Source organism: Microbacterium sp. G2-16M (assembly GCF_055809115.1).
This window is the reverse complement of the sequence record NZ_CM147897.1, coordinates 735,839-753,440: the sequence shown is the minus strand read 5'-3', so window position 1 is coordinate 753,440 and position 17,602 is coordinate 735,839. Positions and strand designations below refer to the sequence as shown.

The window sequence follows — 17,602 nt, the reverse complement described above, 5'->3', positions numbered from 1 at the left end:
AAGAAGAGGAAGCACCATGAACCGCAGAACCACAGCACTCGCGGCTGTCGCTGTGCTCAGTGCTGCCGGCCTTGCACTGGCCGGGTGCGCGCAGCCGAATGCGACGCCGCCCAGCAGCAGCGAGGCCCCGCAGCTTCCGCTCATCGGCTGGACGCCGGTCCCGGCGTCCGACGTGCAGCAGGGCGGCACGCTGAACCTGGCCGTCCTGTCCAGCGGCACCAACGAGGGCAACTGGAACATCAGCACCACGCAGGGCGCGAACGTCCCGGTCGTGAACATGCAGTCGCCCCTGATGGGAACGCCCTACAAGGCGACCAAGGACGGCAGCGTCGAGCCCGACCCGAACTACGCCACGTCGATCGAGCTGACCAGCGAGTCACCGCAGACGGTCGATGTCAAGCTCAACGACAAGGCGGTGTGGGAAGACGGCTCGCCGCTGACCGCGAACGACTACAAGGCGACGTTCGCCGCGCTTTCCGGCAAGAACGACAAGTTCAACATCGCCTCGTCCGCCGGCTTCGACAAGGTGGCGTCGTTCGACGTGGTCAACGACTACGAGTTCACGTTCACCTTCTCCGCACCGTACGCGGACTGGCAGGCGCTGCTGACGACCCCGGCGGTCCCCGCCGACATCGCCAGCGACCCGGTCAAGTGGAGCACCGGCTACACGCAGAAGCCGCTGCCCTCCAGCGGCCCGTTCGTGATGAGCAAGATCGACAACAGCGCCAAGATCTACACCGAGACGCCGAACCCCAAGTGGTGGGGCGACAAGCCCAAGCTCGACAAGATCACCTGGACGGTCATCGACCAGGGCTCGCAGGCGCAGTCCTTCGCGAACAACGAGATCAACGCGGTCGAGGCGCAGGACGTCGACACGTACACGGCGGCCCTGAAGAAGTCGGGCGCCAAGGCGCTCAGCTCGGGTGGCCTGACCTACTCGCAGGTGACCTTCAACGGTCTGCAGGCGCCGCTGGACGACGCGAACGTGCGCAAGGCGATCGCCCAGTCCATCGACCGTGAGCTCATCGCCAAGACGGCGAACGAGCCGCTCGGCGTGAAGGGCACCACGGACGGCAACTGGATCTACATGCCCGGTCAGAAGGGCTACGAGGACACGGTCGGCGACAAGCTGCCCTACGACCTGGACGCCGCCAAGAAGCTGCTGAAGGACGCGGGCTGGACCAACGCCGACGGCAAGTGGACCAAGGACGGCAAGGACCTCGCGCTCTCGGTCATCGTTCCGCAGGGCACGAAGTCGAACGAGCTGCGTGCGCAGCAGATCCAGTCCTCGCTGAAGAAGATCGACATCGACGTCAAGCTGGACGAGGTGCCCAGCGCTGACTACTTCACCAACATCATGGCGGGCAAGTACGAGATGGCGACCTTCGGGTGGCAGGGGACGCTGTTCCCGGTCTCGTCCTCGGAGTCCCTGTTCTACCCGGAGATGAAGCCGGGCGGCGACGGACAGAACTTCGCGTTCGTCACGGACCCGAAGCTGGGTGACCTGTGGACACAGGCCAACACCGAGCTCGACCCGGCGAAGCGGCTGAAGATCACGAGCCAGATCAACGACACCATCGCCAGCTACATGCCGATGCTGCCGATCTACCCGTACCCGAACGTGCAGGTCGTGGACAAGAACCTGGCCAACTACGGCCCGGGCACGTTCACCGACCTGACGGACGACTGGACGAAGGTCGGCTTCACCAAGTAATCAGCTCGAACAGGCGCCTGAGCGCCTGCTGAGCGGGGCGCCCGCTTCGCACCGATAGAATCGGTTGCGGGGCGGGCGCCTTTCTGCGTTCCCCGCCGCGTCGAGCCTGAGCTGCACCGTGAGAACGGGACCGTGACAGGACCCCGCATCCTCATCATCCTTCTTCCACCGAAAGGTGCCACCGGCCATGTCCATCGCCCACCGCTCAGATCTGCGCAACGTCGCGATCGTCGCCCACGTCGACCACGGCAAGACCACGCTCGTGGACGCCATGCTCCGCCAGACCGGCTCGTTCGGCGACCACGCCCACGTCGAGGAGCGCGCGATGGACTCCAACGACCTGGAGCGCGAGAAGGGCATCACGATCCTCGCCAAGAACACGGCGATCACCTACAACGGCATCCACACCGACGTGCCGGTCACCATCAACGTGATCGACACCCCCGGCCACGCCGACTTCGGCGGCGAGGTGGAGCGCGGTCTGTCGATGGTGGACGGCGTCGTGCTGCTGGTGGATGCCTCGGAGGGGCCCCTGCCGCAGACCCGCTTCGTGCTGCGCAAGGCGCTGGAGGCCAAGCTCCCCGTCATCCTGCTGGTCAACAAGACCGACCGCCCCGATGCCCGCATCGCGGAGGTCGAGGAGGAGAGCCACGATCTGCTGCTGGGCCTGGCCGCCGATCTGCAGGACGACGTGCCCGACCTGGACGTGGATTCGCTGCTGGACGTGCCGGTCGTGTACGCGTCCGGGCGGGCGGGCGCGGCATCCCGCACCCGTCCCGAGAACGGGCAGCTGCCCGACAACGACGATCTGGAGCCGCTGTTCGAGGCGATCCTCGAGCACGTGCCGGCGCCCAGCTACGACGACGAGGCGCCGCTGCAGGCGTGGGTGACCAACCTCGACTCCTCGCCGTTCCTCGGCCGCCTCGCGCTGCTGCGCGTGTTCAACGGGACGCTGCGCAAGGGCCAGACCGTGGCCTGGGTGCGGCACGACGGCTCGCACGCCAACGCCCGGATCACCGAGCTGCTGAAGACCCGCGCGCTGGAGCGCTACCCCGCCGACTCGGCCGGCCCCGGCGACATCGTCGCGATCGCCGGGTTCGAGGACATCACCATCGGCGAGACGATCGCCGACCCCGACGACGTGCGCCCGCTGCCGCAGATCCACGTCGACGACCCGGCGATCTCGATGACGATCGGGACCAACACGTCGCCGCTGGCCGGAAAAGTCAAGGGGCACAAGCTCACCGCCCGGATGGTCAAGGACCGCCTGGACCGCGAGCTGGTCGGCAACGTGTCGCTGAAGGTCGTCGACATCGGACGGCCGGATGCCTGGGAGGTCCAGGGTCGCGGCGAGCTGGCGCTGGCGATCCTGGTGGAGAACATGCGCCGCGAGGGCTTCGAGCTGACCGTCGGAAAGCCGCAGGTCGTCACCCGCCGCGACGAGCGCGGCACGCTGCAGGAGCCGTTCGAGCACCTCACCGTCGATGCGCCGGAGGAGTACCTCGGCGCGATCACGCAGCTGCTGGCCGCCCGCAAGGGGCGGATGGATTCGATGACCAACCACGGCACCGGCTGGGTGCGGATGGAGTTCGTCGTGCCCTCGCGCGGGCTGATCGGCTTCCGCACCGAGTTCCTGACCACCACCCGCGGCACCGGCATCGCCAACGCCATCTCGCACGGCTACGAGCCGTGGGCCGGGCATATCGTCACCCGGCAGAACGGGTCGATCGTCGCGGACCGCACCGGGGTGGTCACCCCGTTCGCGATCATCGCGTTGCAGGAGCGGATGTCGTTCTTCGTGCAGCCGACCGAGGAGGTGTACGAGGGCATGGTGATCGGCGAGAACTCGCGCAACGACGACATGGACGTGAACATCACCAAGGAGAAGAAGCTCACCAACATGCGCTCGTCCACCGCCGACACGTTCGAGTCGATGACGCCGCCGCGCATCCTCTCCCTGGAGGAGAGCCTGGAGTTCGCCCGCGAGGACGAGTGCGTCGAGGTCACGCCGGAGAAGGTGCGCATCCGCAAGGTCGTCCTGGACGGCCACGACCGTGCCCGGGCCACGGCCCGCCTGAAGCGCCAAGACGCGACCGCCTGACCCGCCTCGTTCTTCTCGAAATCGTACGATTTGGCCGAAACCACATCAAACTCGGCCAAGTTTGATGTGCACTCGGCCAGATCGTACGATCTCGTGGCCAGCTTGATCTGCGTGGGGGAACTGCTCATGATGGGGGACATGCGTTCACCGGACCGGGCAGGATGCGCGCGGTGACCGACGACGAGGCCGCCGCACGGCGGCGCGCGGTCCGGGGCGCGCTCGGCGTGGCGGTCGCCACCAGCGCGTACGGCATCTCGTTCGGCGCCCTGGCCACGGCATCCGGCTTCGACGTCTGGCAGACGTGCGTGCTGAGCCTGCTGATGTTCACCGGCGGGTCGCAGTTCGCGTTCATCGGCGTGATCGGCAGCGGGGGACTGGCCGCGGCCCCCTCCGCCGTAGCATCGGCGGCGCTGCTGGGCGTGCGCAACATCGCCTACGGCATGCGGATGGCGCCGCTGATCGGCGGCGGCCTGTTCCGCCGCGCCGCGGCCGCCCAGCTCACGATCGACGAGTCGACCGCGATGGCACTGGGCCAGACCACGCTGCGCGCGCAGCGCCTCGGCTTCTGGGTCACCGGCCTGGGCGTCTACATCGGCTGGAACCTCACCACCCTCGCCGGAGCGCTCCTGGGCGACGTGCTGGGCGACCCGAAGGCGTACGGACTGGATGCCGCGGCTGCGGCCGCCTTCCTCGCGCTGCTGTGGCCGCGCCTGCGGGCACGCCAGGCCATCGCCGTGGGCATCGCCGCCGCGGCGGTGGCCACCGTGCTCACCCCGGTCCTGCTGCCGGGGATGCCGGTGCTCGTCGCCGCGGTCGTGGCGATCGTCGTCGGCTGGTTCAACTGGCTCGGCCGGGACGCCGCCCCGCCGGTCGAGCCGGACGACGTGCCCGAGCGGGAGGGCCTGCCGTGACCCTGTGGAACGCCGTGCTGCTGGCGGCCGTCATCTGCGTGGCGCTGAAGGCCGCCGGCTATCTGGTGCCGGCCCGGATGATGGAGGCTCCCCGCCCCGCGCGGATCGCCGACCTGCTGACCGTCGCGCTGCTCGCCGCCCTGGTCGCCGTCCAGACCCTCGGCGTCGGGCAGCACATCGTCGTCGACGCCCGCGTCCCCGCGATCGCCGTCGCCGCGGGCCTGCTGCTGCTGCGCGCGCCGTTCCTGGTCGTGGTCGCCGCGGCAGCCCTGGTCGCGGCGCTGCTGCGGCTGTGGGGCTGGGCGGCGTGAACGCTGCACCCGGTCGCCTGCACCCGGTCGCCTGCACCCGGTCGCCTGCACCCAGTCGCCTGATCACCCGGTCGCCTGCACCCGGTCGCCTGATCACCGCCGGCTGATCACCGCGCCGCCGTAGACTGGCGCGGTGAATCAGACCCTGTCGCGCGTGCTGTCCTGGGTGCTCGCCCTGGTCGTCGGCGCCGTCTACGGCACCGCCGGGACGATCGCCCACGCCTATCGGCTGGGTCCGATCCCGGTCGGGCTGCTCCTGGCCGTGATCGGCATCGCCGCGCTGTTCGTCGCGCTGCGCGCGCTCACCGGCGACCGCTGGACGGCGCTGTGCGGCGGGGTGGGCGCGCTGGCGGCCACCGTCGTGTTCTCCGGGTCCGGGCCGGGCGGCGATGTGGTGGTGCCCGGAGGCGACCTCGACCTGCTCGCCGGGGTGAACCTGGGCCTGGCGTGGGGGATCGCCGTCGGACTGGCCGCCACGATCGTGGTGGCCTGGCCCGACCTGCGGGCCGCCTCGTCGCGCACGGACAACTAGACTGGCCCCGTGACGTATGTGATCGCCCTCCCGTGCGTGGATGTCAAGGACCGCGCTTGTGTCGACGAGTGCCCGGTGGACTGCATCTACGAGGGCGAGCGCTCCCTGTACATCCACCCGGATGAATGCGTGGACTGCGGCGCGTGCGAGCCGGTGTGCCCGGTCGAGGCGATCTACTACGAGGACGACCTGCCCGAGGAATGGGCGGATTACTACAAGGTCAACGTCGAGTTCTTCGACGACCTGGGCTCGCCCGGCGGCGCGGCCAAGGTCGGCGTGATCCACTCCGACCACCCGATCGTCGCCGCCCTGCCGCCGCAGAACGGCTGAGCGGTGGGCGTCGCCGACCTCGCCGAGTATCCCTGGGATGCCATCGCGCCGTACGCCGCCCGTGCCCGCGCACACCCGGACGGCATCGTCGACCTGTCGATCGGGTCGCCGGTGGATGCCACACCCGCCGTCGTCCGGGACGCACTGACGGCCGCGACCGACGCACACGCCTATCCGCAGACGGTCGGCACGCCGGCACTGCGCGCGGCGATCGCCGACTGGTACGCGCGGCGCCGCGGCGTGCCGGGTCTGACCTCGGCGCAGATCGTGCCGACCGTCGGCTCGAAGGAGCTCGTGGCGCTGCTGCCGCTGCTGCTGGGGGTCGGCCCGGGCGATGTCGTGGTGCACCCGCGTGCCGCGTATCCGACCTACGAGGTGGGGGCGCGCCTCGTGGGCGCGACCCCGCTGGCCGGCGACGACCCGGCGGGATGGCCGGTGGGCACCCGGCTGATCTGGCTGAACAGCCCCGGGAACCCGGACGGGCGCGTCCGCGACATCCGATCGCTGCAGACCGCGGTCGCGCGCGCACGAGAGCTCGGCGCCGTGATCGCCGGCGACGAGTGCTACGCCGAGCTCGGGTGGGATGGGCCGTGGGACACCGAGCCGATCCCGTCGATCCTCGACCCGCGCGTGGTGGGCGCCGAGCCGGCGGGCGTGCTGTCGGTGTACTCGCTGAGCAAGCAGTCGAACCTCGCCGGCTACCGCGCGGCGTTCGTGGCCGGCGACCGGGCGCTGACCGAGGCGCTGGTCACCGCCCGCAAGCACCTCGGCCTCATGGTGCCGGCCCCGGTGCAGGCCGCGATGGCCGCGGCTCTCGGCGACGACGCGCACGTGGCCGGGCAGAAGGCGCTCTACCGGCATCGCCGCGACCTCCTCAAGCCGGCGGTCGAGGCGGCCGGCTTCCGGATCGACGGCAGCGAGGCGGGGCTGTACCTGTGGGCCACCGAGGGACGGGATGCCTGGGAGAGCATCGACCGGCTCGCCGAGCTGGGCATCCTCGCCGGTCCCGGGCATTTCTACGGCGCGGACTTCCCGCAGCACATCCGGCTGTCGCTGACCGCGGCCGATGAGCGGGTGGCCGCCGCGGCATCCCGCCTGCGTTCGTAGCGGACCTCCAGTCGATCCGAGGATCCTTTGGCCGATGTCTCAGTTGGCCAAGCGGCGGGTTAGGCTGTAGGAAGAGCGGATCCGCGGGCGCACGCGGCGATCACATCGGCTGCGCGACCGAACCGGCGACGCTTCGCGGACCGAGCGGCACCCACCCCGATCGGCCCACGCATCCCCCTCGACGACAGACATCGTAAGGAGGCGCCGTGACCGACGCGGGAGCCCAGCCGGACATCGCCACGCTCACCATCGCGGGCACCACCGCGCAGCTGCCCGTGCTGCAGAGCGTCGACGGCGCGCCGAGCATCGACGTCTCGACGCTGACCCGGCAGACCGGGCACACCGCGCTGGATTACGGCTTCGTGAACACGGCGGCCACCAAGTCCGCGATCACCTACATCGACGGCGAGGCCGGGGTGCTGCGCTACCGCGGCTATCCGATCGAGCAGCTGGCCAAGAACAGCTCGTATCTGGAGGTGGCCTGGCTGCTCATCTACGGCGAGCTGCCCTCGGCCTCCGAGCTCGCCGACTTCGACGAGCGGATCCGTCGTCACACCCTTCTGCACGAGGACCTGAAGCGCTTCTTCTCCGCGCTGCCGCACACCGCGCACCCGATGTCGGTGCTCTCCTCCGCCGTCTCGGCGCTGTCCACCTACTACGAGCACCAGTCCGACCCGCACAATTCCGAGCACGTCGAGCTGAACATCGTGCGGATGCTCGCCAAGCTCCCGGTGATCGCCGCCTACGCGCACAAGAAGAGCATCGGGCAGGCCTTCCTGTACCCGGACAACTCGCTGAGCTTCGTCGACAACTTCCTCAAGCTGAACTTCGGGGTCCTCTCCGAGGAGTACGAGGTCAACCCGGTGGTCTCGCGCGCCCTCGAGCGCCTCCTGATCCTGCACGAGGACCACGAGCAGAACGCCTCCACCTCGACCGTGCGCCTGGTCGGATCCACCGGCGCGAACCAGTTCTCCGCGATCTCGGCCGGCATCAACGCCCTCTACGGCCCGCTGCACGGCGGGGCGAACGAGGCCGTGCTGTCGATGCTCGCCCGCATCCGCGACTCCGGCGAGAGCGTGGAGCGGTTCGTGGAGCGGGTCAAGAACAAGGAAGAGGGTGTCAAGCTCATGGGCTTCGGGCACCGCGTCTACAAGAACTACGATCCGCGGGCCAAGCTCGTCAAGGAGTCCGCGGACGAGGTCCTGGCCGAGCTCGGCATCCAGGACCCGCTGCTGGACCTGGCCAAGGAGCTCGAGGCGATCGCGCTGGCCGACGACTACTTCGTCGAGCGCAAGCTGTACCCGAACGTCGACTTCTACACCGGCGTGATCTACAAGGCGATGGGCTTTCCCACCCGCATGTTCACCGTGCTGTTCGCGATCGGGCGTCTGCCCGGCTGGCTCGCCCAGTGGCGCGAGGCCGTCAACGACCCGCAGACGAAGATCGGCCGTCCGCAGCAGCTGTACGTCGGCGCGCCCGAGCGCAACTACCCCGGGGTCTGATGGCCCGCCTGCTCGTCCGGCAGCCCTCGCCGCTCCTCGCGGACGGCGAGCTGACCCATCTCGAGCGGGTCGGCGCCGATGTCGACCTCGCGCGTGAGCAGTGGGAGCACTACGTCGATGCCTTCCGCGCGCGCGGATGGGATGTCCGACCGCTGCCGGCCGCCGACGAGCATCCCGACGGCGTGTTCGTCGAGGATGTCGTGGTGATCTTCGACGACCTCGCGGTCATCACCCGGCCCGGCGCCGACTCCCGTCGCGGCGAGATCGAGACCGCGCGGGCGGTCGTGGCGGCATCCGGCCTGGCCACCGCCGCCATCGCCCACCCGGGCACCCTCGAAGGCGGGGACGTGCTCAAGGTGGGACGGAGGGTCTACGTCGGCCGGTCCTCGCGCACGAACGACGAGGGCATCGCGCAGCTGCGGCAGCTCCTGGAGCCACGGGGGTGGGATGTCGTGGCGGTGCCGATCACGAAGGTCCTGCACCTGAAGACCGGCGTGACCGCCCTGCCCGACGGCGCGATCATCGGGTACCCGCCGCTCGTCGACGACGTATCCCGATATCCGCACTTCGTGCCCATCCCGGAGGCGGAAGGCAGCGCCGTCGTCGTGCTCGACGATCACACCGTGCTGATGTCGGCGTCGGCGCCGCGGACGGCGGAGCTGCTGCGCGCGCGCGGACTGGAGGTGGTCGCGGTGCCGATCACGGAGTTCGAGAAGCTCGAGGGCTGCGTCACCTGCCTCTCGGTCCGCATCCGCCTCTGATCGGCTCCGGTCGATCCGCCCCGCACCGGCATCCCGTGTCGCGACGGTCAGGCGTGCAGCGCCTCGTTCAGGGTGATCCCGACGCCGGCCCGGCGCAGCGCCTCGACGGCGCCGGTGAGCGAGTTGCGGCGGTACAGCATGGCGGACCGGCCGGACAGCTCGGCCGCCTTCGCCGTCGGGCGTGACCCGTCCGCCCGGACCGCCTCGTCGGCCAGCACGACCTTGGTGCCGCCGGTGACGTAGAGACCCGCCTCGACCACGCAGTCATCGCCCAGCGAGATCCCGACCCCGGCGTTCGCGCCCAGCAGGCACCGTGCGCCGATCGCGACCCGGTGGGTGCCGCCGCCGGAGAGCGTGCCCATGATCGAGGCGCCGCCGCCGATGTCGCTGCCGTCGCCGACCACCACCCCCTGCGAGATGCGGCCTTCGACCATCGAAGAGCCGAGGGTCCCCGCGTTGTAGTTGACGAATCCCTCGTGCATGACCGTGGTGCCGGGGGAGAGGTAGGCGCCCAGGCGGACGCGCGCGGCATCGGCGATGCGCACCCCCGGCGGTGTCACGTAGTCCAGCAGACGCGGGAACTTGTCCAGTCCCTGCACCTGGATCCCGGCGGCCCGCATCGGGGCGCGCAGCCGGTCGACGTCGTCGGGGTGCATGGGACCGGCGGTGGTCCAGGCCACGGTGGGCAGGAAGGCGAACACGCCGTCGAGGTTGACCGTGTTCGGCAGCGCGAGGCGGTGCGAGAGCGCGTGCAGGCGCAGGTAGGCGTCGGCGGTCGATGCCGGCGGCGCATCGAGGTCGATCTCCAGCTCCACGACCGCGGTGTGCACGCCCCGGTGCGCGTCCTCGCCGACGCCGCTGCGCAGCTCGGCGGCGCGTGTCGCCATCGTGGTGCCGTCGCCGCGCCCCACCCGCGGTGCGGGGAACCAGGCATCCAGAACCGTCCCGTCGGAGGCGGACGTGGAAAGCCCCGTCCCGAAGACGCGCCGTTGATCGCTCATCCCTCCACGCTAGCGTGGCCGTGGCGGGCACCGCGAACCAGAATCGCGCACCAGAACGCGGCCCCGCCCGGGCGTGCGGACCGCGCTGGCTAGACTCGGAGGATGCCGGTGCTCGATCTGTCCCAGACGTCCCCCGATCTGACCCGAGTCGTGTGCGACATCCCGAGCGTCTCGGATGACGAGACGACGCTGGCCGACGCCGTGCACGCCGCGATGAGCGGCCTGGACCACCTCGAGGTGGTGCGCTGCGGCGACACGATCGTGGCCCGCACGAACCTCGGCCGTGACCGCCGGGTCGTGATCGCCGGGCACCTGGACACCGTGCCGATCAACGGCAACGTGCCCACGCGCGACATCGAGATCGACGGCGAGCCGTACATCTGGGGTCGCGGCACCGTCGACATGAAGGCCGGGGTCGCCGTCCAGCTCAAGCTCGCGGCCGAACTGCGCGCTCCCCGCGTCGACATCACCTGGATGTGGTACGACCACGAGGAGGTCGATGCCGAGCGCAACGGACTGAACCGCCTGTCGCGCGAGCGACCGGACCTGTTCGAGGCGGACTTCGCGATCCTGGGCGAGCCGTCCGACGGCGAGGTGGAAGGCGGCTGCAACGGGACGCTGCGGGTCGCCGTGCGCACCCACGGGGTCCGCGCGCACAGCGCGCGCGCCTGGATCGGCGAGAACGCGGTGCACATGGCCGCGCCGGTGCTGGCCCGGCTGGCCGAATACCGGCCGCGCGACGTCGAGGTCGAGGGCCTCGTGTACCGCGAGGGGCTGAACGCGGTGCGGATCAGCGGCGGCATCGCCGGCAACATCATCCCCGACCTGTGCGAGGTCGAGGTGAACTACCGTTTCGCGCCGAACCGCACGGTCGACGAGGCCGTCGCGCATGTGCGCAGCGTGTTCGCCGGGTTCGAGGTGGAGGTGACGGATGCCTCGCCCGGCGCCCGTCCCGGGCTGGATGCGCCGCTGGCGCAGGAGTTCCTGGCCGCGGTCGGCGCGCAGCCGCGCCCGAAGTACGGCTGGACCGACGTCGCCCGCTTCTCGGCTCTCGGGGTGCCGGCCGTCAACTACGGCCCGGGCGACCCGCACCTGGCGCATCACGACGAGGAGCGCGTGCCGGTCGCCCAGATCGAGGCGGTCGAGCGGGGCCTGCGGGCGTGGCTGAAGCCGAGCTGACCGGGCGCGGCACCGGCTGGCGGCGCCTTCCGGTCGCGCTGCGCCTGGGCATCCTGTACCTGGCGGCGCGGGTGGTCACGACGGGGCTCTTCGCGCTGGCCTCGCAGCTGTCCACGCCGCAGTCGCGCTATGGGGCGGATCCCGGGGTGGGCGCGCTGCTGATGGGCTGGGACGCCCAGTGGTACTGGTACATCGCGGTGCACGGCTACCCCACCACGCTGCCGGTGGATGCCGCCGGCGACGTGATGCAGAACGCGTGGGCGTTCATGCCGCTGTACCCGTATCTGGCGCGGGTGCTGGGCGGCACCGGGCTCGGCTGGGAGGTGGCGGCGATCGGCATCTCGCTGGTGGCCGGCTACCTGGCCTGCCTGGTGCTGTACGCCCTGCTGCGACCGCGGCTGCCGGTGGATGCCGCCACCTGGGCGGTCCTGTTCTTCGCCGCCGCTCCGGTGTCGGCGATCTTCCAGGTGGGGTACGCCGAGGCGCTGTTCCTGCTCTGGCTCTTCCTCGCACTGTGGTGCCTGCAGCAGCGCCGGTACGGCTGGCTGTATCTGCTCATCCCGCTGATGGGATACACGCGCCCCGGCGTTCTCGCATTCGCGCTGCTGCTCGGACTGCACGGCATCCATCGCTGGCGGATGCGGCGGCGCGAGCCGCTGCGCGTCGCCGAGATCGTGCACATCCTCGTCCTCGGGGCCTGGGCGGTGGTCGTGGGATTCTCCTGGACGGTCATCGCCGGACGGGTCACCGGCTCGCCGGATGCCTACTTCGCCACCGAGCTCAGCTGGCGGCGCGGCTGGGTGGACGCCGTCGACGCGTTCGTCCCGTTCCGGGGATTCTGGGATGCCGCCGGCTTCTGGTTCGACAGCTGGGGCCTCGGGCGGATCACCGGCTATATCGTGCTGGTGCTGCTCGTGCTGGCCTTCGCCGCCGCCCTGGTCTTCGACGCGCGGGTGCGTCGGCTCTCTCCGGAGATCCGGCTGTGGTCGGCCTCGTACGCGGTCTACCTGCTCGCGGTGTTCTTCCCGCAGTCCAGCGTCTTCCGGCTGCTGCTGCCGCTGTCGCCGCTGTGGGGCGCGGTCGCCGTGCCCCGGTCGGGGATCTGGCGGGCAGGCGTGCTGGCGGCCTGCATCGGGGGGCAGTGGTGGTGGGTCTACAGCATGTACGCGGTGGGGAATACGTACTGGCAGATCCCGTGACCGGGCGCGATTCCGCGGTCGTCGGGCCTACACGATAAACTGTCAGCCAGACCACGACGAAAGGGAGCCGCGATGGCAGCCATGAAGCCGAGAACCGGAGACGGGCCGATGGAGGCCGTGAAGGAGGGGCGCCTGATCATCGTACGAGTGCCGCTCGAGGGCGGCGGGCGTCTTGTCGTCTCCGTGAACGACGCCGAAGCGAAGGAGCTCTACGACGTGCTCGGCGGTGTCGTGAACGCGTAGTCCACGCACGACCTTCTTCGTCAGCGGCCGGTCCTCAGACCGGCCGCTGACGTGTTCGCGCCGCCGACCTCGCGGACGGTGGTCAGCTGCAGCAGCCCCTCGCCGGACAGCGACAGGGCGCCGATCACGGCCGGCGAGTTCTGCGTCTCGTGGATCAGCGAACGGTAGGCGGTCGTGACCGCATCCCGCCGCACCGGGTCGGCGACGGCGCCGCCGGCCAGGACGCGCGGGACCAGCACGGTGCCGCCCGGCCGCACCAGGCGCAGCCCGTGCTCGACGTACTCGATCACGCCGTCGGGGTCGGCATCCACCAGCACCACGTCGTACGAGCCCTCGTTCATCCGCGGCAGCACCTCCGCGGCACGGCCGGCGATGAAGCGTGCCCGGGCGGCAGGGATCCGCGCCTCGGAGAACGACTGGCGTGCCACGCCCAGGTGCTCGGGCTCGCTGTCGATCGTGGTGAGGATGGCCCGGGGCGCGCCGTGCAGCAGCCAGAGGCCGGAGACGCCGGCGCCGGTGCCGATCTCGATGATGCTGCGGGCGTCCGCGCAGGCGGCGATCACGGCGCACTGGGCTCCCACCGCGGGGCTGATGGGGGCGACTCCGAGCTCGAGGGCGTGCGCGCGGGCACGCGTGATGTGGTCGGGCTCGATCGTCGCCTCCTGAACGAACCGCTGATTCGCATCATGCTCACTCATGGGCGCGCACCTCCGCGGCAAGCCTACGTGAGTCGTGCGGGCGGGCGGGCCAGCCACGGCGGGTAATCTGAACTCATGATCTTCGGGCTCACGATCGAGAAGCTGGTGGTGATCGGCGTGATCGTCGGCCTGCTTCTCGGGCCCGATCGGCTGCCGCGCTACGCGGCGATGCTCGCCCAGGCGCTGGCGCGGGGTCGGGAGATGCTGGGCACGGCCAAGTCGAGGATGAAGGACGAGCTCGGCGACGACGTCGACTGGCGCACGCTCGATCCGCGGCAGTACGACCCCCGGCGGATCATCCGGGAGGCGCTGCTGGACGACGAGCCGCCTGTGCCGCCGATCGCGCCGCGCGCGGCGGCGATCGTCCCGCAGTCGTTCAGCCCGGGCACGGTGCCGCCGTTCGACTCCGAGGCGACCTGAGCCGCCCTCTCCTCCCCAGGCGGGGGTGGGCCGCGACTTGTCCACAGATCGGCTCCGAGCGACCACCTCCAGCGAGCGCCTCGCCAGGCTGGAGGCATGACGAAGCAGACCGCGGCCGACCGTGAGGCGCCGCTGACCGACGACAGCCTCCTCACCGAGCGGGTCTCGCACCTGCTGGGTCAGGCCCACAGAAGGCAGATCTGGATGATGTTCCTGGACGAGGACGATGTCCAGGCACCCCTCATCATCCCGTGTGCGGATCTTCCGTCCGACCCGGGGGAGACGTTCGCCGCCACCGGATCCGGGGACGTCACCGCCGCGGATGCGCTGGCGTGGCGCGTGTCTGCGCTGATGGAGGAGCTCCCGGCGGCGCAGGCGGTGTTCTCATGGGAGCGGCCGGGTGGGCCGCAGGTGGGCGCCGAGGAGCGCGCGTGGGCGCGCGGACTCGGTGCGGCGTGCGCACGGGCCGGGGTCCGGGTGCGGGCGCAGTTCGTCGTGCACGACCGCGGGGTCCGCGTGCTCGCGCCCGACGACTACGCGTGACCGGGCTGGATCCGATCGGTCTGTGCCGAGCCGGTCGCCGAGGAGTCGTCCGCCTGCGGCGACGGGCGCCCGGTGCTGCCGAGGTTCGTCGCCCCGCGCCGCGGCCGGGCCGGTGTCGCCGCGCCGGGCCGAGGCAGGGCGGCGAGCCGGTCCGCCAGGGCCTGCAGCGCCTGGGCGGCGGGGTCGTCCGGACGGGCGGCGACGATCGGGAGCCCCTCGTCGCCGGCGGACCGCAGGCGCGGGCTCAGCGGCACGGATGCCAGCAGGGGGACGGATCCGGTCACGTCCGACAGCGCCTCGGCCGCCCGCGCGCCGCCGCCGGAGCCGAACAGGTCCAGCACGGTTCCGTCCGGCAGGGTCAGCGGTGCCATGTTCTCCACCACGCCGATGACGTGCTGGCCGGTCTGGCGGGCGACCAGGCCGCTGCGCACCGCGACGTCGACGGCGGCCGGCTGAGGGGTGGTGACCACCAGCACACCGGCACCGGGCAGAAGCTGGCCGACGGTGATGGCGATGTCGCCGGTCCCCGGGGGCATGTCCAGCAGCAGGACGTCCGGGGTGCCGAAGTAGACGTCGGCGAGGAACTGCTGGACGGTGCGGTGCAGCAGCGGCCCGCGCCAGGCCACCGCCTGCTGCCGGTCGCCCTCGCGCAGGAACATCCCGATCGAGATGGTCTTCACGTCGTGCGCGATCGGCGGCAGGATCATGTCGTCGATCCGGGTCGGATGCGGCACCCGCCCGTCCGCGTCCACCAGACCCATCAGACCCGGGATGGAATAGCCGTGCACGTCGAGGTCGACCAGTCCCACCGACAGCCCCCGGCGGGCGAGCGCAACGGCGAGGTTCGCGGTCACGGTCGACTTGCCCACCCCGCCCTTGCCGCTGGTCACCGCGACCACGCGGGTGGGTCCGTCCGCAGCGAACGGCGACCGGCCCGCGGCGCGGCGGCCGCGCAGCCGCTGGATGAGGGCGGCCCGCTCGTCCGGACTCATCACCGTCAGGGTCACCCGGGAATCCGTGACCCCGTCGACCGTCCGCGCGGCGGCCGCGACATCCGCGGCGATGCGATCCGACATCGGACAGCCGACGACGGTGAGCGAGATGCCGACGTGCGCGATCCCGGCATCGTCGACCCGGATGTCGCGCACCATGTCCATCCCGGCGATCGGCCGGCGCAGCTCGGGGTCGACGACGGCCCCGACCGCCGCGCGCACGGCCTCGGTGAGCGGATTCATGACGGCGTCTGGGCGGCGCCCGGCCGGTCCTCGAGCTGTTCCAGCAGCGCCTTCAGCTCCTGCCGCAGCGTCTCCCGGGTCATCACCCCTTCGGACAGCTCGGTCATCGCCATCCGCAGCGCGACGATCTCGCGCGCGAGGTACTCCGTGTCGGCGAGGTTGCGCTCGGCACGCTGGCGGTCCTGCTCGATCTGCACCCGGTCGCGGTCGTCCTGCCGGTTCTGCGCGAGCAGGATCAGCGGGGCGGCGTATGAGGCCTGCAGCGAGAGCATCAGCGTCAGCGCGGTGAAGCCGTTCGCGGCCGAATCGAACCGCAGGGCGTCCGGCATCATCGTGTTCCACGCGATCCAGACGATGCAGAAGATCGTGAGCATCGCCAGGAATGCGGGGGTGCCCATCGCGCGCGCGACCCACTCGGTGAACCGACCGAACCGATCCCGCGAGGGCTGGGCCGGGCGCGAGCGCATTCCCGTGCGCCCGCGCGGGGCGTCCAGCCGCCCCCGGTCGGCCGCCCGCGCCATCAGCGCCGCCTCGGAATGCTCGCGGTGGTCGTGGGCACCGGCTCGGGATTGTCCTCGGCCGCCTGGGAGCGCCAGTCCTCAGGCAGGAGATAGTCCAGCACGTCGTCCACGCTCACCGCCCCGACCAGGCGCTGCGCCGGATCCACCACCGGCACCGAGACGAGGTTGTAGCTGGCCAGCAGGCGGGCCACCTCGGCCGCGGATGCGGTGACCGGCACCGGATCGACCGTGTCGTCGATGATGGCGCCCAGCCGCTCATGCGGCGGGTAGCGCAGCATCCGCTGGAAGTGCACCGTGCCCAGCAGCCGCCCCGTGGGCGTCTCATACGGCGGCAGCGTGATGAACACCGCGGCCGCCAGGGCGGGATGCAGCTCGTGCCGCCGGATCAGGGCGAGCGCCTCGGCGACGGTGGCGTCGGCCGGGAGCACGATCGGCTCGCTCGTCATCAGACCGCCGGCGGTGTCGGGGCCGTACTTCAAGAGGGCCCGCACGTCCTCGGCCTCTTCGGGCTCCATCAGCTCCAGGAGCTTCTCCAGCCGATTCTCCGGCAGCTGACCGAGCACGTCGGCCGCGTCATCCGGCTCCATCGCGTCCAGGATGTCGGCGGCGCGCTCGTCACCCAGCTGGTCCAGGATGTGCAGCTGCTCGTCCTCGGGCATCTCCTCGAGCGCGTCGGCGAGCCGGCCGTCGGGCAGCTCCTCAGCGACTTCGAGCAGGCGGTCATCGGGCAGGTCGAGCAGGGTGTTCGCCAGATCGGCGGGCTTGAGCTCGGAATAGGTGGCGACCAGCTGCTCGGCCGACTGCGCCTCGCCGGGCGTCTGCTGTTCGCGGACGTCCTGCCAGTCCGCGAACGTCGTCGGTCCCTTCGCGAACGGCGAGGCACTGGTCTTCGGCTTGCGCAGGAACAGCTGGCTGACGTTCCACAGGCCGTGCCGGTCCTGGTCGATGGCGACATCCTCGATGACGGCGTGACCGCTGCCGTCACGGAAGTACACCTTGCGACCGAGCAGCTCGGCCATCACCCGTACCTCGCCGCCGCGCTGCTGGAACCGCCGCACGTTGATCAGGCCGGTCGTGATCACCTGGCCCATGGCGATCGAGGTGACCCGTCCGATCGACAGGAACACGTTGCGGCGCCCCGGGATCTCGACGACCAGTCCCACGACCCGCGGCGGATTGTCCTTGCGGTAGATGACGACCACGTCGCGCACCCGCCCGACCCGGTCGCCCGCGGGGTCGAAGACCGTGCAGCCCGACAGGCGTGCGACGAAAACCCTCTGCGTGCTCACGCTTC

Annotated in this window: 19 protein-coding genes; 14 read left to right on the top strand and 5 right to left on the bottom strand. The window is 71.0% G+C overall.

The features are described 5' to 3' along the window. The first annotated feature begins 16 nt into the window (after positions 1–16). The 9 genes from AC0L6F_RS03710 (at position 17) to ddaH (ending at position 9,269) form a co-directional block, all read left to right on the top strand. Positions 17–1,714: an ABC transporter family substrate-binding protein gene (locus tag AC0L6F_RS03710; protein WP_274638078.1), complete on the top strand. Its 1,698-nt coding sequence runs from the start codon at positions 17–19 to the stop codon at positions 1,712–1,714. A gap of 187 nt (positions 1,715–1,901) precedes the next feature. Beyond that, the gene (gene typA / locus AC0L6F_RS03705) at positions 1,902–3,815 is read left to right on the top strand and encodes a translational GTPase TypA (RefSeq protein ID WP_274638079.1); all 1,914 of its coding nucleotides are present in this window, start codon (positions 1,902–1,904) and stop codon (positions 3,813–3,815) included. A 161-nt stretch (positions 3,816–3,976) separates the two neighbouring features. Further along, entirely contained in the window at positions 3,977–4,726 is a 750-nt protein-coding gene (locus tag AC0L6F_RS03700) for an AzlC family ABC transporter permease (RefSeq protein ID WP_274638080.1), read from the top strand. Next, entirely contained in the window at positions 4,723–5,037 is a 315-nt protein-coding gene (locus AC0L6F_RS03695) for an AzlD domain-containing protein (protein ID WP_274638081.1), read from the top strand. The genes AC0L6F_RS03700 and AC0L6F_RS03695 overlap by 4 nt, the downstream gene beginning before the upstream one ends. A 133-nt stretch (positions 5,038–5,170) precedes the next feature. After that, complete coding sequence (locus AC0L6F_RS03690) at positions 5,171–5,569, top strand: DUF6113 family protein (protein WP_473539204.1); 399 nt, start codon at positions 5,171–5,173, stop codon at positions 5,567–5,569. A 9-nt stretch (positions 5,570–5,578) separates the two neighbouring features. Next, entirely contained in the window at positions 5,579–5,899 is a 321-nt protein-coding gene (fdxA, locus tag AC0L6F_RS03685) for a ferredoxin (RefSeq protein WP_259612133.1), read from the top strand. A gap of 3 nt (positions 5,900–5,902) precedes the next feature. Next, on the top strand, positions 5,903–7,006 hold the full coding sequence (dapC, locus tag AC0L6F_RS03680; protein WP_274638082.1) for a succinyldiaminopimelate transaminase: 1,104 nt from the start codon (positions 5,903–5,905) through the stop codon (positions 7,004–7,006). 206 nt (positions 7,007–7,212) lie between these two features. After that, the gene (locus tag AC0L6F_RS03675) at positions 7,213–8,508 is read left to right on the top strand and encodes a citrate synthase (protein WP_473539202.1); all 1,296 of its coding nucleotides are present in this window, start codon (positions 7,213–7,215) and stop codon (positions 8,506–8,508) included. Further along, complete coding sequence (gene ddaH / locus AC0L6F_RS03670) at positions 8,508–9,269, top strand: dimethylargininase (protein WP_473539201.1); 762 nt, start codon at positions 8,508–8,510, stop codon at positions 9,267–9,269. Before AC0L6F_RS03675 ends, ddaH begins: the two co-directional genes overlap by 1 nt. A gap of 47 nt (positions 9,270–9,316) precedes the next feature. On the opposite strand, the gene dapD is transcribed toward ddaH, so the two are convergent. Beyond that, positions 9,317–10,270, bottom strand: coding sequence for a 2,3,4,5-tetrahydropyridine-2,6-dicarboxylate N-succinyltransferase (gene dapD, locus AC0L6F_RS03665; RefSeq protein ID WP_473539200.1), 954 nt, complete (start codon positions 10,268–10,270; stop codon positions 9,317–9,319). Positions 10,271–10,372: 102 nt separating this feature from the next. Here dapD and dapE point away from each other — a divergent pair, with 102 nt between their 5' ends. From dapE to AC0L6F_RS03650, 3 genes are all read left to right on the top strand, one after another. After that, positions 10,373–11,449 (top strand): succinyl-diaminopimelate desuccinylase, encoded by a 1,077-nt coding sequence (dapE, locus tag AC0L6F_RS03660; RefSeq protein WP_473539198.1) that lies wholly within the window; start codon positions 10,373–10,375, stop codon positions 11,447–11,449. Continuing rightward, positions 11,431–12,648: a hypothetical protein gene (locus tag AC0L6F_RS03655; RefSeq protein ID WP_473539196.1), complete on the top strand. Its 1,218-nt coding sequence runs from the start codon at positions 11,431–11,433 to the stop codon at positions 12,646–12,648. The genes dapE and AC0L6F_RS03655 overlap by 19 nt, the downstream gene beginning before the upstream one ends. A gap of 72 nt (positions 12,649–12,720) precedes the next feature. Continuing rightward, positions 12,721–12,891 (top strand): DUF3117 domain-containing protein, encoded by a 171-nt coding sequence (locus AC0L6F_RS03650; RefSeq protein WP_084515728.1) that lies wholly within the window; start codon positions 12,721–12,723, stop codon positions 12,889–12,891. Positions 12,892–12,911: 20 nt separating this feature from the next. Here the strand turns inward: AC0L6F_RS03650 and AC0L6F_RS03645 are convergent, their stop codons facing one another. Then, positions 12,912–13,589 (bottom strand): class I SAM-dependent methyltransferase, encoded by a 678-nt coding sequence (locus AC0L6F_RS03645; protein ID WP_274638087.1) that lies wholly within the window; start codon positions 13,587–13,589, stop codon positions 12,912–12,914. A gap of 75 nt (positions 13,590–13,664) precedes the next feature. Here AC0L6F_RS03645 and AC0L6F_RS03640 point away from each other — a divergent pair, with 75 nt between their 5' ends. Then, positions 13,665–14,009, top strand: coding sequence for a twin-arginine translocase TatA/TatE family subunit (locus AC0L6F_RS03640; protein ID WP_259612130.1), 345 nt, complete (start codon positions 13,665–13,667; stop codon positions 14,007–14,009). A 96-nt stretch (positions 14,010–14,105) separates the two neighbouring features. After that, the gene (locus AC0L6F_RS03635) at positions 14,106–14,552 is read left to right on the top strand and encodes a hypothetical protein (RefSeq protein ID WP_473539195.1); all 447 of its coding nucleotides are present in this window, start codon (positions 14,106–14,108) and stop codon (positions 14,550–14,552) included. Here AC0L6F_RS03635 and AC0L6F_RS03630 read toward each other — a convergent pair. From AC0L6F_RS03630 to AC0L6F_RS03620, 3 genes are read right to left on the bottom strand one after another with little or no spacing between them, the layout of a single operon-like run. After that, positions 14,543–15,787, bottom strand: a complete 1,245-nt coding sequence (locus tag AC0L6F_RS03630) for an Mrp/NBP35 family ATP-binding protein (RefSeq protein ID WP_473539194.1) — start codon at positions 15,785–15,787, stop codon at positions 14,543–14,545. The genes AC0L6F_RS03635 and AC0L6F_RS03630 overlap by 10 nt on opposite strands. Next, positions 15,784–16,308 (bottom strand): DUF1003 domain-containing protein, encoded by a 525-nt coding sequence (locus tag AC0L6F_RS03625; protein ID WP_259612126.1) that lies wholly within the window; start codon positions 16,306–16,308, stop codon positions 15,784–15,786. The genes AC0L6F_RS03630 and AC0L6F_RS03625 overlap by 4 nt, the downstream gene beginning before the upstream one ends. Then, positions 16,308–17,597, bottom strand: coding sequence for a magnesium transporter MgtE N-terminal domain-containing protein (locus AC0L6F_RS03620; protein WP_274638091.1), 1,290 nt, complete (start codon positions 17,595–17,597; stop codon positions 16,308–16,310). Before AC0L6F_RS03620 ends, AC0L6F_RS03625 begins: the two co-directional genes overlap by 1 nt. Positions 17,598–17,602: the final 5 nt, after the last annotated feature.